Source organism: Bacillus sp. FSL K6-1005 (assembly GCF_038000225.1).
Lineage (GTDB): Bacteria > Bacillota > Bacilli > Bacillales > Bacillaceae > Bacillus > Bacillus mojavensis.
Genome location: NZ_JBBOBP010000001.1, coordinates 252,960 through 267,789, shown reverse-complemented (window position 1 = coordinate 267,789; position 14,830 = coordinate 252,960). Strand labels below are relative to the sequence as shown.

Below are 14,830 nucleotides of genomic sequence, written 5' to 3'. Positions count from 1 at the left end.
AGCATCACCTCTGAATATTGTTTTTTAATGCTGCCGTTTTGCCGGCACTTTTCTTCTGTGAAAGGACAAAAATCATGACTAAAATGCATGCCGCTCCTGCCGCCTGAAACAACCCAAAGGACACGCCAAGCCAAAGAATAGAAGACGCGACTGCGGCAACCGGCTCTGTGCATCCCAGCATGCTCGCCTCTTGGGGAAATAAATATTTCAAGCTCTCTAGATACATGCAGAATCCCAATAACGTTCCGAAAATGACAATAAAAGCGACCGATACAATTCCAGAAACCGTCCAGCCTTCTGCCTGGACAGCCCAAGGCGGATGAATAAAGCTCATGCCGACGCCCCCGACCAGCATCCCCCAGCCTATGACGATAGCCGACCCCCATGTTTTCAAAAGAGAACTGGAATACAGCGTATAGAAGGCAAGCGCGCCAGCAGACAGAATCCCCCACACAACAGACAAAGGAGAAACTGTTAAATTGCTGATGTTTCCATTCGTCAGCAGCAAAAAAGTGCCTCCTAAAGCCAACAAAAGCCCCAAAAAATCGAAAAACTGAAATGAATTCTTTCGGGTTAGAAGCAAATACAGCATAATCAGAACAGGCGCTAAGTATTGGAGCAGCGTGGCCACCGCTGCGTTCCCGTTGCCGATTGAAGCTAAAAATGTATACTGAACACCCAGCATGCCGGCAATCCCGAAAACAATAAGCTGGACAGCCGCTTTTTTATCTTTCCATATGCCCCAAACTGCCCTCCTGTTTTTACCGGCGGATACTATAATCAGCACCAACAGGCCTGATAACAGTAAACGCACCGTTACAAGCCACTCCACCGATACATCACTCGTTTCAAATAAATGCTGGGCAACCGTACCCGATAATCCCCAAAAAGCGGCTCCGACAATCACCATAAAAAAGCCGTACAACCGTTGTTTCTGAGTCGCCAACGTATATCCTCCTGACATGTAATATGCAATATATTACATATTGTATCGTTAAATTTTCTGAAAACAAGGTGTTTTCGAAAAATAAAAGCAGTGCTACTCGCACTGCTTAGATAAAAGTCTTTGAATAAAAAATAAAGGATAAATCAACAGGTATCCATTAAACAGCCACCATGCAAGATCAAAATCCCCGCTAAATGTCCAAAATGATAAAGCCTGAAGGCCTGAACAGAAGGTCAGCACAAGAGAAATCAGCGCCATTTGCCTCCATATTGCTCTTTTGACGCGCTGCAAATACAAGCTGTACAAACCAGTCATGGAGATTAAAATATCTAAGGGAAAAAAGGACCAATTCCAAGCGATCATAAACGGATCTTGATAATGTTTAAAGGCCCAGCTTTCCGGCATTAATGAAAAGCCGGCAGACAGCCAGTACAATATAAAACCGATATCAGTCACGAGAAAGAACAGTTTCATCACTCGCATGTTACTGCTCACTTTTATGTACCGTTTGAGGCTCCGCACCTTGATCGATCAGGTTTAAAGACACTACACCGGCAATAATCAGCCCGATTGAAATCAGTTTCATGACACTTATATTCTCTTGAAAATACAAAAACCCGACAACTGTGATCAGGACAATACCCATCCCCGACCAGACAGCGTAAGCAACAGATACATCGATTGATTTGAGCGTAAGCGTCAGAAAGAAAAGACTCCCGCCATAAAAAAACATCAATAGCACGCTCGGCAGAAGCTTTGTAAAACCCGATGAAAGCTTCATACTGACCGTTCCGGCAACTTCAAATAAAATGGCCAAACATAAAGACACCCACTGCACGCACCACCAGCCTCCTCATTTTTCTGTTATGCCGTTACATAATACATCTACGATTGATTCAAGAACCTCTCCTGTTGTGTACTGATGTTTAAGCGGATAATCAGGATCGTACACTTGGTTGATGCTCCCTATATACATTTGAACCAATAAATCTATATTGATGTTTCTGATCTTCTTTTGCTCCTTGCATTCGTTTAACAAATCGATAACAACTGACCATTCCTCCTTCATAAAGATGTCTAATGTGAGCCACGCATCGTAATGGGATTTCTTCAGCTCTTGTAATAACCCCATGTTCAGCAGTTCCATTTCCTGTGGAAGACCGATCAGCAATTGCTTCACCTTTTCAAGCGCACCTAGGGTCTCATCTTCATAGATGCTTTTTTCCATTTGCTTCATCTCTGAGATGAACTGCTCCACGACGGCCTCCGCAAGCTGATCTTTCGACGAATAATGCGCATAAAGCGTCCGCTTGCTTGTTCCAAGCGCTGCCGCCAGATCGTTCATTGTAAATGAAAAACCTTTCTGTCTGATCAGCCGAATGGTTTCCGCCAATATTCTTTTCTCCAAATCAACCACCTCGCTTTTGGTACTACCAAAACTATTTCGGTACCAATATTATACGATAGCAGGTTCTGGAAATCCATATAATAAAAAAACCTCATCCCAGAGGGAGAGGTTTTCTAAAAGACGCTGCGGACCAAGCCGCCGTCCGCCCGCAGTGCCGCGCCATTAATTGCGGAAGACAGCGGACTGCTTAGGAATGTAACAAAATGGGCAATTTCTTCCGGCCGAATCAGCCTTTGGATAATTGAAGTCGGACGGTTTTCCTTCATAAAACGGGTTTCGGCTTCTTGAACAGTCAGGTTTTCACCAGGATAAAGAGAGTTCAGCATTGTTTCCACTCCCTCTGTTAAGGTTGAACCCGGCATGACTGTATTTACCGTTACATTTGTGCCGGTTGCCAGCTCAGCCAAGCTGCGGGAAATGGAAAGCTGCATCGTTTTCGTCGCGCTGTAATGGGCCATTTCCTGTGAAGGCATGATTGCCGCTTCACTGGCAATAAAAATCACCCGGCCTTCTTTTTTCTCTATCATCTTGTGTAAATACTTGCGTGTGAGCCTCACACCGCTCATAATATTCACTTCAAAAAATCGGAACCACTCCTCATCAGGAATATCAAAATACTCCGCCGGTTCAAAAATCCCTAAATTATTGATCAAAATATCAACCTGCGGATATGCCTGAAACAGGTCATTGCAGCCTTCATCGGTTCCAAGGTCAAATGCGGCCGGATAAAACACAGCCTCTGCATGCTGTTTTTTCAAATCGTCTATCGTCTGATTCACTTTTTCTTCCCGGCGTCCGTTAATGATAACCGCCGCGCCTTCTTCCGCTAACGAAGCGGCAATCGCTTTGCCGATCCCCGACGTTGAGCCAGTCACCAGTGCGGTTTTTCCATGTAAATTCAGCTTCATTCGTTTATCCCTCCGTTTTTGTTTCCTCTTATTTATTAACAGAAATGTGATTGGTGAAACATCTGCTGTAAAACCAGTATGAAACAGCTGGGATTGAAATGGAAGTACGCACTTTTTGGTGCCTGTTATACGAAAAAAATAAAGCAGAACCTGTAAAAGGTTCTGCTTTTTTTGCATTATGTATGGAGACGGTGGGAGTCGAACCCACGTCCAGAAACATCGATTACTTAAGCGTCTACGAGCGTAGCCTGCATACTTATGTTTTCACTCATCTTCTTGCCTGCGGGCGGGCCTTCCGAGAGCTAGTCTGTTTGTCTCTTCTTACGTTCTCAGACAGGAACGCAAGCGTAGCCTACTTGGATGTGCTCTTCACAGACACATAGGCAATGTCAGGAAGAGCTCGCTGCGCTTATTAGGCAGCTAATGCTACGTTTTGGTTAAAACTGTTAGTTTTGCCAGTTATATTTATGTGCGTGTTTACGAGATCGCCTCTCGGCTCGCAGCTCAAGCTCGATCCATCCCTGTCGAATCCGTAACGTCCCCTTGTTATAAGGGAAATACGGGAGAAATATCAAGCTCTCACTCAAACTGGCTACATTCCTATTATAACATGATCACGGCTTATTTCAATTGACAAATCCTTCAAGAAAAGACCGTGTCATCTCATCGTGAAATCAGTATAGCACAGGCTGGATTTCAGTATCAAGCGTTATGCTTTTAGAACCCTTTTTGACTGTCTCTGAACGCTCTTTCAATTTCACGCTTCGCATCCTTGCGCTTCAGATCTTCACGTTTGTCATAGTTTTTCTTCCCTTTACCCAGACCGAGAAGAACTTTGGCAAAGCCGTTCTTCAAATATAGCTTGAGCGGAACGAGAGAATAACCTTTTTCCTTCGTTAAGCCGATCAGCTTATTAATTTCCTTACGGTGCATTAACAGCTTTCTTGTCCGGAGCGGATCGTGGTTATAACGGTTTCCCTGCTCATACGGGCTGACGTGCATATTGTGGAGAAATACTTCTCCCCGTTCAATTTTGGCGAAGGAATCCTTAAGGTTCACGCGGCCGGCGCGAATTGCTTTGATTTCTGTTCCTTGCAATACAATGCCTGTTTCATATGTTTCTTCTATAAAATAATCGTGATTGGCTTTTTTGTTTTGAGATAATACTTTTCCTGACCCTTTCGGCATGCCAGAACCTCCTCTCACTAAGGAAAACTGTCCACCTTTGCGATACGCTCTATTTTACCAAATGTCACGCATGGCGACAATGAAAAGCTGTTTCCGAAAGAAAGCAAATAGAGCACTGCGGCCCTATTTGCTGGTTGAGCTGCTATTTCTTCTTTTTCCGTTTCTGCTTCGGTGCGTTTTGAAAGCCTCGTTTTTTCTTTTTCTTCTTCGGCTTTGTGAACCACTCTCCTTTTTCCTCGGAAGGAGCAGGAGATACAGGCGTATTTGTGCTTAACACGCGTTTTCTGGCAGGTTTTCCGCGTTTTCGGCTGCGGCTGTCCATTTCTCTCGGACGGCGCGGGGTGCCTTTCATACCGACGATCTCGAAGTCAATATTGCGCTCGTCTTTATTGACGTCAACGACTTTGACTGTAATTTCATCCCCGATACGGAACACATTCCCCGTCCGTTCGCCGATCATCGCAAAATGCTGCTCATCAAAGCGATAATAGTCATCCGTCATAAAGCTGACGTGGACGAGTCCTTCAATTGTATTCGGCAGCTCGACAAACATCCCGAAGTTTGTCACAGAGCTGATCATGCCGTCAAATTCTTCACCAATTTTATCAAGCATATATTCCGCTTTTTTCAAATCATCTGTTTCACGCTCTGCGTCAACTGCACGGCGTTCCATTGATGAAGTATGTTCAGCGATATCCGGAAGTCGTTCAGCCCACTTCTCCTGTGTCGCTTCATCGACTTTGCCGTTGATTAAGTACGTTCTGATCAACCGGTGAACGATCAAATCCGGATAACGGCGGATCGGCGATGTGAAATGAGTATAGAATTCCGTTGACAGGCCAAAGTGCCCCAAGCTTTGCGGATCATATTTCGCCTGTTTCATGGAACGAAGCATGACAGTAGATATCACTGTTTCCTCCGGTCTGTCACGAACAGCGTCAAGAATGCTTTGCAGCGCGCGCGGATGAATATTTCCCGCCGTACCTTTTACAACATAGCCAAATGTCGTCACAAACTCTAAAAACTTTTGCAGTTTTTCAGCATTGGGCTCTTCATGTATCCGGTAAATAAACGGAACGTTCATCCAATGGAAATGCTCTGCAACAGTTTCGTTCGCAACAAGCATAAATTCTTCAATCAGTTTTTCGGCGACAGAGCGTTCTCTGATCACAACGTCCTTGACCGCGCCTTCTTCATCAACAAGCACCTTTGCTTCTTTGAAGTCAAAATCAACGGCGCCGCGGTTCATCCGCTTTTCGCGAAGAATTTCTGCCAGTCGCTCCATGTCTTTGAACATCGGCACAAGCGGTTCGTATTTTTGTTTTAATTCTTCATCATCATCAACAAGAATTTGATTCACATCGGAATATGTCATTCTTTCCGTTGTTTTGATGACGCTTTGGAAGATTTCGTGCTCTGTGACTTCACCCTGGCTGTTAATGGTCATTTCACAAGAAAGTGTCAGGCGGTCAACCTTCGGATTTAATGAACAAATACCATTTGACAGTCTGTGCGGAATCATCGGAATCACACGGTCAACCAAATACACACTCGTTCCTCTTTCCATCGCTTCTTTGTCAATCGGCGAATTTTCAGTCACGTAATGGCTGACGTCGGCAATATGAACGCCAAGCTTATAGCTGCCGTCATCCAGCTTTGTCACTGTAACCGCGTCATCCAGGTCCTTCGCGTCTGCTCCGTCAATGGTAACAATGACCTGATCACGGAGATCACGGCGGTCTTTCAGATCTTTTTCATCAATCGTATCAGGCGTGCTTGTCGCTTGTTCCATTGCGTCGGCAGGGAATTCTCCCGGCAGGCCGTGCTTATGGATGACCGATAAAATATCAATGCCCGGATCATTTTTATGGCCGAGAATGGATTCAATCTCACCTTCTGCGTTCATGCGGCCTTCGGGGTAGCTGGTCAGCTTAACAACAACCTTATGTCCTTCAGCCGCTCCGTTTTTCCCGCTATTAGGAATAAATATATCGCTTGTGATTTTTTTGTCATCCGGAATCACAAAACCGAAGTTTTTTGTTTCTGTATACGTTCCGACAACACGCTGAATCGCCCTTTCTAAAATGCGTATGACGGTGCCCTCTTGTCTGGAGCCGCTTGACTGCGAATTCAGGCGTACCATTACGATATCGCCGTTCATAGCTGTATTTAGCTCATTAGGCGGAATAAACACATCGCTTAACGATGTATCCTCAGGCAGCAAAAAGGCAAATCCCTTCGGATGCGCTGAAAGCTTTCCTTTAATTAAATTCATTTTTTCCGGAATGCCATAACGGTCGCTTCTCGTCCGCACGATAAGCCCTTTTTCTTCCAGCGCAACCAGCGCTTTGACGAGCTCTTTAAATTCCTCGGCTTCCGTAATCTGTAACATCTCCTCAAGTTCCTGAACAGTCAGAGGCTTATATGCCTCTTCCTTCATAAACGAGAGAAGCTTATCCATAAATGCTTCTTTTTCCATCATCCGACCTCCTGTTAGTTACCAATCCAGCTTCTCTAAAAATTCATACACATCCTGATGTACGATGTCCCGTTCCTTGTCCAGCGTGATAACATGGCCTGATTCCTCATACCATTTCAGCTGTTTATCGTCAGTTTCCACTTCATTGTAAATAATATTGGCACTTTCGGTATTAATCATGTGATCATGACGGGCTTGCACAACAAATGTCGGAGAATAAATCATATCGACATTCTTTCGCACATCGGCAATCAAGTCTTGCAGCGCCTTAAGGGTTTTCATCGGCGTTTTTTCAAATTCCTTCATTTCCTCTTCTATTTGTTCCGGGCTTTTCCCCTCGAATTTTTTGTAATTGCGCGCGTAGGAAAGGACGCCCTGATACATGACCTCTTCGCTTTTGATATGCATTGGCGCGCACATTGGAACAATTCCCTTTATGGGTACAGTGTAACCCAATTTCAGCGAAAAAACCCCGCCAAGCGACAGTCCGCAGGCAGCAATGTTCTCATAGCCTTCAGATTTTAAATAATCATAGCCATCCATTACGTTTTTCCACCAGTCTTCCGGCCCCGTATGTACCAATTCTTCAGGAGGAACGCCGTGTCCTTCATATTGTGGCGCGTGGCACGTATAGCCTCGTTCATTCAAATAACGTCCCAGCATTCTCACATCCGCTGTATTCCCTGTAAAGCCGTGCAGCAGAAGCACCGCTTTGTCTCCGCCTTTAAATGTAAATGGTTTTGGTGTCACAACTTTCATGCTCATTTCTCCCTTTCTTTCTGCACGATCATTTTAGTTTTCCACAGTTTGATCAGAAAAAAACGCTCTGATATCAGCCAGAAACGTGAAAAAGGCCTGACTTTACATCAGACCTTATACAAACATTGCCCTATAGGATATAAGCAAGCGCAATCGTCAACACGAAAAACAAGACTGCCAGCACAACCGTAATGCGGTGCAGAATCAAATCAAGACCTCTTGCTTTTTGTTTCCCGAAGAGCTGCTCCGCTCCGCCTGAAATCGCACCAGATAATCCGGCGCTTTTACTGGATTGAAGCAAAACGACAATAATAAGTGCAATACTGACGATAACCAATAAGGTAATCAAAACCGCGTGCATCCCTTACACCTCCAGACTCACTGGCCTACATTACTTCTATTTTACATGAAAAGGTTTGGCATGTCACGCCGTATCAGACGCCAAAAGGCCGGATAAGACATTTTGTTTTGGTTAGCCTATTCATATGAATTGAGCGAAAAAGGAGAACAGCAATGCCGATCGTCAGCACAGTCAATAAGAAACAACTATATTATGAGGAATATGGACAGGGAATCCCTGTCATTTTTATTCACCCGCCAGGCATGGGACGCAAGGTTTTTTATTATCAGCGCCTTCTGGCGAATCATTTCAGGGTGATATTTCCCGATTTAAGCGGTCATGGCGACAGCGATCACGCAGACCAGCAAATCTCGATTTCCTATTACGCAAACGAGATCGTGCAATTTATGGATCGTTTGCACATTGATCAGGCTGCAGTATTCGGGTATTCCGCCGGCAGCTTAATTGCACAGCACATTGGCTTCACCCGGCCGGACAAAGTGTCTCATTTGGTGTTGACCGGCGCTTACCCCGCTGTTCATACCATGGTCGGTCAGCAGCTTCACAAAATGGGAATGTATCTTCTTGAAAAAAATCCCGGCATGCTGATGAAAATCATCGCCAGCAGCCATACGAAAAACAGACAGCTCCGAAATCTATTAACGAGTCATATGATGAAAGCTGATCTTGGCCATTGGTATCAATATTATCAGGATTCGCTCCGCTACAGCTGCCTTGGACAATTGCGCCGTTTTAACATGCCGATGCTGTTTATGTATGGCGGCCTGCGCGACTGGACCTTTACACATGCAGGCTATTACCGGAAAGCATGCAGCCACGCTGAATTTTTCAGGTTGGAATATCAGGGCCATCAGCTGCCGACAAAGCAATGGAAAACTTGTAATGAACTTGTGACGGGTTTTGTATTGACACATTAATCAAAGGCTTAGAAAACGCTTGGTTTCCCCAGGCGTTTTTGCATCATTGACTTTTGTCAATGAAATCATAGTAAAAAAGATCCTCAAACTTCAAGTCAAAATAGTGAAGCATTTTTCCGATCACAAGCTGTCCCGGCCGTCTTTCTCCATTCAGCACACGGCTCAGTGTGGCGGGTGAGACTCCGATTTCCAGCGCAAGCTGATTGAGGGAATAATCGTTATTGACCATATACTGCAATACATAATCACGTCTAATCTGTATCTTTTCTACTGGCACTTTCCTCACCTTCCGTTCATGAAAAAACTTTTTTCTATACATTTACATTACGGCGTTTGTTAACTTTTGTCAATACATTTCCAGCCTCCCTATTCCCTTTAGTCAATAAACATACTAAAATATGAGTAACAGTGAGGGACGGGGTGAGACATATGGAAAGCTTTGGCGAACAATTACGGGCATTGCGTGAGGAGAGAAAGTTAACCGTCAACCAGCTGGCGACTTATTCCGGTGTAAGTGCGGCCGGCATCTCCAGAATTGAAAACGGCAAACGCGGCGTTCCTAAACCTGCCACCATCAAAAAATTGGCGGAAGCCTTAAAAATTCCTTATGAAGGGCTTATGTATAAAGCGGGATATATCGAAGAGGTTCATGAAGCCAGAGCGCCTTATGAAACGAAGTGCCAGCTGCTTGAAAAGGCGGAGGCTTATGACCTGAAAAATCTTGCCCTTCTTGAGAGTGAAAAATGGCAGTATCTCAATAAAGAGGATTTGCTCATGCTGGATCATTATTTCTCCTTTATTTCAGACGAAGCCAAAAAACGATCTGCTGATCAATAACTCTTAGTAGAAATGCGAGGCGATTATCATGTCAACATTCGGACAGGAATTAAGGGCGCTGCGCCGCGCCCGCAAACTAACAGTGAACCAGCTTGCAGTGTATTCGGGCATCAGCTCAGCAACCATTTCAAAAATAGAAAACGGAAAGCGCGGCACACCGAAGCCCGCGACCATAAAAAAGCTCGCAGCTGTGCTGAAAATACCGCACGAAAACCTGATGGCAGCTGCAGGGCACATCACCGCTTTTCCTGAAGAAATTCGAGAGGCTTCAGAAGGCTATCAGTCTATTTATGCGATTTATCAGACAGCAGTCACTCGCGGAGCGGGGAACCTGTCTCTTTTTAACAGCAAGGAATGGAAGCACCTCTCAAAAAAGGATATTGAAAATCTCAGCAAATACTTCGATTTTTTAGCTTCCGAAGCGAAAAAACGCTCTTCTTCCACGTGATCCTCTGCATCTCTTTCCGCATTTTATCAATCACGCATGCATACGTTCCCTTGTTATTTGCGTTATAATAATGACAGACGAGGTGAAAAGCATGAACCAATCAGAAATGTGTCCTAGATTTGAAAAAGCAGTCGACATCTTGAGCAAACGCTGGGTTGCTTTAATCGTTTTTCAACTGTTGAACGGTCAGCAGCGATTTAGCGAAATAGAAGCAGCACTTCCAAATCTAAGCGGCAGAGTTCTGTCAGAAAGGCTGAAAGAACTTGAGCTAGAAGGAGTGGTTAAGCGGGATGTCATCCCCGAAACTCCAGTTCGCATCGAATATTCATTAACCGACAAAGGAATGGCGTTAGCGCCCATTCTGGGTGAAATCTCCAAATGGGCGACTGAATGGATTGACCCTTCCTTTCATATGTAATTGCTAAAACGGTTCTGATCTCAAAGGAGAGAACAGAGCCGTTTTTTATTTTTTATTTCCAGGTGAAAAAACAATTTCTCAGCCGATATATAGTACATCACATCACTTTTTTTAAAAGGAGAACACTTATATGCGACTGACGATTTCCCGCAAATTCAGCCTGGTCTTTTTGACACTGATCCTCATCAATCTGCTTATAGGCGGAATAGGCGCTTTCAATATGCAGCACATCATCAAAAAGACAGATGAAATCAACACAAAATGGATAGACGGCATTAAAGAAATCACATCTATTAATTATTTGACAGAGCACCTTTCCTCTACGGAAAAGGATTTCCTGATTTATACAGACAAAGATAAAATGGATACGCTGGAACAAGATATGAACCAGATCCTTAAGAATATCAATGAAAAGCTTGATAACTATGAAAAAACAATCTCTAACGACAAAGAGCGCAGCATTTTCGAACAGCTCAAGACTGAAGTCAACTCATATACGAATATTCATAACCAGATTTTAGAGAGCGGACGCACGAATGATATAGATAAAGCAAGGGGTTTATTGGTACAGACTGAAGCAAGCTTTGAGGATATGAAAAAATCAATCACTGAACTGGTTGACTTTAATAAAGAAGGCAGCAACACGGCGGTGAAAGAAACCAAGGACGTTTATTATAAAGGCCTCATTTACACGGCTATGCTTCTGGCAGCTTCCATCGTCATCAGCATATGTATTTGGCTTTATATCAATCGCAGCATTGTAAAACCGATTATTCGAATGAAAACATCTGCGAATGAAATCGCCGAGGGCAATCTGTCAAATGACATAGAGCCGCTGGCATCAAAAGACGAGCTTGGCGATCTGAACGAAGCGCTTCAGAAAATGGTAGGGAATTTAAGAGATATCGTCGGGTATTCAAAAGAAATTTCCACCCGCGTGCTTTCTTCATCACAAGTGCTGACCACTGCAACGAATGAAACAAGAACCGGCAGCAGGCATATTACCGAAACGATGAACGAAATGGCTGAAGGCTCCGAGCAGCAGGCGCAAGACGCTGTGACGATTGCCGAATCAATGAATGAATTTACAGAAAGCATTGATAAAGCCTACAATCACGGCATGACGATCAGCGATACGTCTCAAAACGTTCTCGAACTCGCCGTAAACGGAAACGAAAATATGAATACGTCAGTGCAGCAAATGAAAACGATACATCATATCGTTCAGGAAGCCGTTCACAAAGTGAGATCGCTGGAACAGCATTCACAGGACATCAACAAGCTTGTTCAGGTCATCAATGGCATTGCCGAGCAAACGAACTTACTGTCACTTAATGCCGCAATTGAGGCAGCCCGCGCAGGAGAAAGCGGCAAAGGCTTCGCCGTTGTAGCCGAAGAGGTCCGAAAGCTAGCAGACGGCGTATCTGACTCCGTTCAGGATATCACTAAAATAGTAGGCGGCACACAGCAGGAGATCAACACTGTCATTCAATACCTGGAAAGCAGCTTTACCGAAGTAGAAAAAGGTACCGAAAACCTGACTGACACCGGACAGGCCATGCAGAACATTAAGCAATCGGTCACCTATGTAGCGGATAGCATTAAGGAAGTAACGGACGGATTAAAGCAGTTAACAAACCAATCGATCACAATTAACCAATCGATTGAAAATATCGCCTCCGTTTCTGAAGAATCCGCCGCCGGCATTGAAGAAACATTTTCCATTACCGAGCAATCCGCCCATTCAATGGATCAAGTGCTTCAAAATGCTGAGGAGCTTGAGCGTTTGGCGAAAGAACTTAATGAAAAAATGGATCAGTTTACAATTTAAATATGAAAAAAGAGGCTGGAATCATGCAAGCCTCTTTTTTTGTTCTTATGCAGCTGTTTGAATACGTCTCACCCTGGTTCTTTTTTTCTTGACCGGATGTAATACCCGCTCCAGCCAAGCCATAAGCAAATCAGCTGCAACCGCCATTACCGCAGTCGGAATCGCGCCTGCTAGAATAATCGCCGTTCCGTTTGTGGCGTTTGACCCGCGGACAATCATATCCCCAAGGCCGCCAGCGCCGACAAATGTGCCGATGGCTGTAATGCCGATGGCGATGACGAGAGCCGTTCGAAGGCCTGCCATAATGACAGAAAGCGCGAGCGGGAGCTCAACCATCCGAAGAATCTGGAATTTCGTCATCCCCATCGCTTTTCCTGATTCTAAGGTTGCGTGTTCAATGCTGACAATGCCTGTGTACGTGTTTCGGATAATCGGAAGCAGGGAATACAAAAATAATGATAAAATCACGGTGTTTGCACCGAGCCCCATAACAAGCATCAAGACTGCCAGCATGGCGAGCGCTGGAATCGTCTGAATGACATTTGTAACGGCGAATACCCAACCTGACAAGCGGCGGAAATGCGCAATGAGGATCCCCACCGGAACACCGACGACAGCGGCAAACAAGACGCCGTAAGCCGACATGAGAAAATGGCGGCCGAATTCTTCTATGACGTAGCTGCCGTTCTGTGCATAATACGACATTAACTGTTCAAGCACATTCATTGGTCAATCCCCCTTTCACGATTCGAAGTAGTGATGCTTTTGCAAATATTCCTTGGCAACGACAGACGGTTCTTTTAGGTTACCGTCGACTTCATAGTTGAGCTCCTGCATTGTGGCTGTATCGATTTTTCCGATCATTTTTTGAATGATGCTTTCCAGTTCAGGATGTTCTTTCAGCACCTGTTCCGGAACAACCGGAGAGCAGTCGTACGGCGGGAAAAATTGTTTATCATCCTTTAGCATTTTGAGATCATAGGACTTAATTCTCCCGTCCGTGGAGTAAGCGAGGACAATGTCCATTTTTCCGCTTTTTACCGCGTCATACACAAGCCCGATCTGCATTGGATACGTGCCGCCGAATGTCATGCCGTAGGTTTTCGTAAAATCCTGATAGCCATTCCCCTTCAGCTTCATCCAATAGTTGTCGACGCCCAGCTTTAATTGCGGCGCCCATTTTTTGACGTCTGATACGTTTTCTAAATGATATTGGTCCGCAAGCTTCTTGCTGACGGTAAAGGCATACGTATTATCAAACCCGTAGGAGTCATACCATTTTAAATCATATCTTTTTTTAAACTCCCGCTGTGTCAGCGCCAGCGCTTTGTCCGGATCTTTTTCAGGTTTCATCCTCAGCGTGCCTGTCAGCGCGTCACCTGTATATCTTGTGGCCGCTATATCGATTTCTCCGTTCAATAAGGCCTGCTGCTGCACTGCATTTGAGCCTAGATTTTTAATGGTTGTTGTTTTTAGATCCGTATGGTGTTCGATCAGCTGGCCAAGCATGCTGGCGATGATTTCTGATTCACTCATGCTTTGCGCGCCGATTTTAATGGTCTGGTCTGAAGCGGCGCTGAGACCCGGAAGCGAACAGCCGCTTAGCATCAGCATTACTGCGAGCGGTAAACCGATCATCCACTTGAGATATTTTCTTTTCATGAGCCGCCTCCTTATGAAACTTCCTTCAATCTCTGCATGCCGGCAGGTGTCAGTTTTCGTTCAGTTACTGACAGCACATAATCAATGACAATCGCCAATATCGTGACAGGAACCGCTCCTCCGATGATATATTCCGGCTGATATAAATTCAGGCCGATGAAAATATAATCACCCAATCCGCCGCCGCCGATAAAGGATGCAAGCGTCGCCCATCCAATTAAATAAATCGTAGATGTTCTGATCCCCGCCATGATGACGGGCGCGGCAAGCGGCAGTTCCACGAGGCGAATCTGTTCAGCAGCCGTCATCCCGATGCCTTTTCCTGATTCAAGCAGATTTTTGTTAACGCCGCGAATCCCGGTATACGTGTTGCGCAGGATCGGCAAAACGGAATAGAAAAACAAGGCCGCAATAGCCGGGACTTTTCCGACTCCCAAGAGCGGGATAAAGAAAGCGAGGATTGCCAGACTAGGCAGCGTCTGAATGATATTTACAATACCGATAATGGTGCCGGCTCCTTTTTTCATTCTGGTCAGCACAACCCCAAGGGGCACAGCGGCAGCAACGCCTAAAATGACGGCGATGAGAGAAATGGTGATATGCTCATATGTTTTGTAAAGCAGCTCGCCCCCGTTGGTTTGCAAAAATTCAATGATATGATTCACGTC

At 45.0% G+C, this 14,830-nt stretch carries 18 protein-coding genes and 1 other RNA gene; 5 read left to right on the top strand and 14 right to left on the bottom strand.

The window, feature by feature from the left end; translation table 11 throughout:
* Positions 1–4: 4 nt before the first annotated feature.
* The 10 genes from NST16_RS01290 to secG form a co-directional block, all read right to left on the bottom strand.
* Positions 5–946 carry an EamA family transporter gene (locus NST16_RS01290; protein WP_268504640.1) on the bottom strand — a complete coding sequence of 314 codons (942 nt, stop codon included), beginning with the start codon at positions 944–946 and terminating at the stop codon, positions 5–7.
* Positions 947–1,039: 93 nt separating this feature from the next.
* Positions 1,040–1,429, bottom strand: coding sequence for a YvaD family protein (locus tag NST16_RS01285; protein WP_268447197.1), 390 nt, complete (start codon positions 1,427–1,429; stop codon positions 1,040–1,042).
* A gap of 1 nt (position 1,430) precedes the next feature.
* Positions 1,431–1,784: a DMT family transporter gene (locus tag NST16_RS01280; protein ID WP_268449171.1), complete on the bottom strand. Its 354-nt coding sequence runs from the start codon at positions 1,782–1,784 to the stop codon at positions 1,431–1,433.
* Positions 1,785–1,799: 15 nt separating this feature from the next.
* Complete coding sequence (locus NST16_RS01275) at positions 1,800–2,354, bottom strand: TetR/AcrR family transcriptional regulator (RefSeq protein ID WP_340883624.1); 555 nt, start codon at positions 2,352–2,354, stop codon at positions 1,800–1,802.
* Positions 2,355–2,467: 113 nt separating this feature from the next.
* Entirely contained in the window at positions 2,468–3,262 is a 795-nt protein-coding gene (locus tag NST16_RS01270) for an SDR family NAD(P)-dependent oxidoreductase (protein ID WP_340883623.1), read from the bottom strand.
* A 180-nt stretch (positions 3,263–3,442) separates the two neighbouring features.
* Positions 3,443–3,805: a transfer-messenger RNA gene (ssrA, locus tag NST16_RS01265) on the bottom strand.
* A 174-nt stretch (positions 3,806–3,979) separates the two neighbouring features.
* Complete coding sequence (gene smpB, locus NST16_RS01260) at positions 3,980–4,450, bottom strand: SsrA-binding protein (protein ID WP_010331890.1); 471 nt, start codon at positions 4,448–4,450, stop codon at positions 3,980–3,982.
* Positions 4,451–4,592: 142 nt separating this feature from the next.
* Positions 4,593–6,929, bottom strand: coding sequence for a ribonuclease R (gene rnr, locus NST16_RS01255; protein WP_010331891.1), 2,337 nt, complete (start codon positions 6,927–6,929; stop codon positions 4,593–4,595).
* An 18-nt stretch (positions 6,930–6,947) separates the two neighbouring features.
* Positions 6,948–7,688, bottom strand: coding sequence for an alpha/beta hydrolase (locus tag NST16_RS01250; protein WP_010331892.1), 741 nt, complete (start codon positions 7,686–7,688; stop codon positions 6,948–6,950).
* Between the two features lie 130 nt (positions 7,689–7,818).
* Entirely contained in the window at positions 7,819–8,049 is a 231-nt protein-coding gene (gene secG / locus NST16_RS01245) for a preprotein translocase subunit SecG (RefSeq protein WP_003220028.1), read from the bottom strand.
* Positions 8,050–8,201: 152 nt separating this feature from the next.
* Here secG and NST16_RS01240 point away from each other — a divergent pair, with 152 nt between their 5' ends.
* A complete protein-coding gene (locus NST16_RS01240) occupies positions 8,202–8,966 on the top strand; it encodes an alpha/beta fold hydrolase (protein ID WP_339191533.1) in 765 nt (254 codons plus the stop codon).
* A gap of 43 nt (positions 8,967–9,009) precedes the next feature.
* Here the strand turns inward: NST16_RS01240 and NST16_RS01235 are convergent, their stop codons facing one another.
* Complete coding sequence (locus NST16_RS01235) at positions 9,010–9,243, bottom strand: helix-turn-helix domain-containing protein (protein WP_010331894.1); 234 nt, start codon at positions 9,241–9,243, stop codon at positions 9,010–9,012.
* Between the two features lie 152 nt (positions 9,244–9,395).
* On the opposite strand from NST16_RS01235, the gene rghR reads away from it, so the two are divergent.
* The 4 genes from rghR (at position 9,396) to NST16_RS01215 (ending at position 12,500) form a co-directional block, all read left to right on the top strand.
* Entirely contained in the window at positions 9,396–9,803 is a 408-nt protein-coding gene (rghR, locus tag NST16_RS01230; RefSeq protein WP_010331895.1) for a transcriptional repressor RghR, read from the top strand.
* Between the two features lie 28 nt (positions 9,804–9,831).
* Positions 9,832–10,251 (top strand): helix-turn-helix domain-containing protein, encoded by a 420-nt coding sequence (locus tag NST16_RS01225; RefSeq protein WP_168748757.1) that lies wholly within the window; start codon positions 9,832–9,834, stop codon positions 10,249–10,251.
* A 91-nt stretch (positions 10,252–10,342) separates the two neighbouring features.
* Entirely contained in the window at positions 10,343–10,669 is a 327-nt protein-coding gene (gene catR / locus NST16_RS01220; RefSeq protein WP_010331897.1) for a catDE operon transcriptional regulator CatR, read from the top strand.
* Between the two features lie 130 nt (positions 10,670–10,799).
* The gene (locus NST16_RS01215) at positions 10,800–12,500 is read left to right on the top strand and encodes a HAMP domain-containing methyl-accepting chemotaxis protein (RefSeq protein WP_326191690.1); all 1,701 of its coding nucleotides are present in this window, start codon (positions 10,800–10,802) and stop codon (positions 12,498–12,500) included.
* Between the two features lie 45 nt (positions 12,501–12,545).
* Here the strand turns inward: NST16_RS01215 and NST16_RS01210 are convergent, their stop codons facing one another.
* Genes NST16_RS01210 through opuBB form a run of 3 tightly spaced genes read right to left on the bottom strand, consistent with a single transcriptional unit; the run spans position 12,546 to position 14,827 of the window.
* Entirely contained in the window at positions 12,546–13,226 is a 681-nt protein-coding gene (locus NST16_RS01210) for an ABC transporter permease (protein WP_268504636.1), read from the bottom strand.
* A 15-nt stretch (positions 13,227–13,241) separates the two neighbouring features.
* The gene (opuBC, locus tag NST16_RS01205) at positions 13,242–14,162 is read right to left on the bottom strand and encodes a choline ABC transporter substrate-binding lipoprotein OpuBC (RefSeq protein ID WP_010331900.1); all 921 of its coding nucleotides are present in this window, start codon (positions 14,160–14,162) and stop codon (positions 13,242–13,244) included.
* 11 nt (positions 14,163–14,173) lie between these two features.
* Entirely contained in the window at positions 14,174–14,827 is a 654-nt protein-coding gene (gene opuBB, locus NST16_RS01200) for a choline ABC transporter permease OpuBB (RefSeq protein WP_168748769.1), read from the bottom strand.
* Between the last annotated feature and the right edge of the window lie 3 nt (positions 14,828–14,830).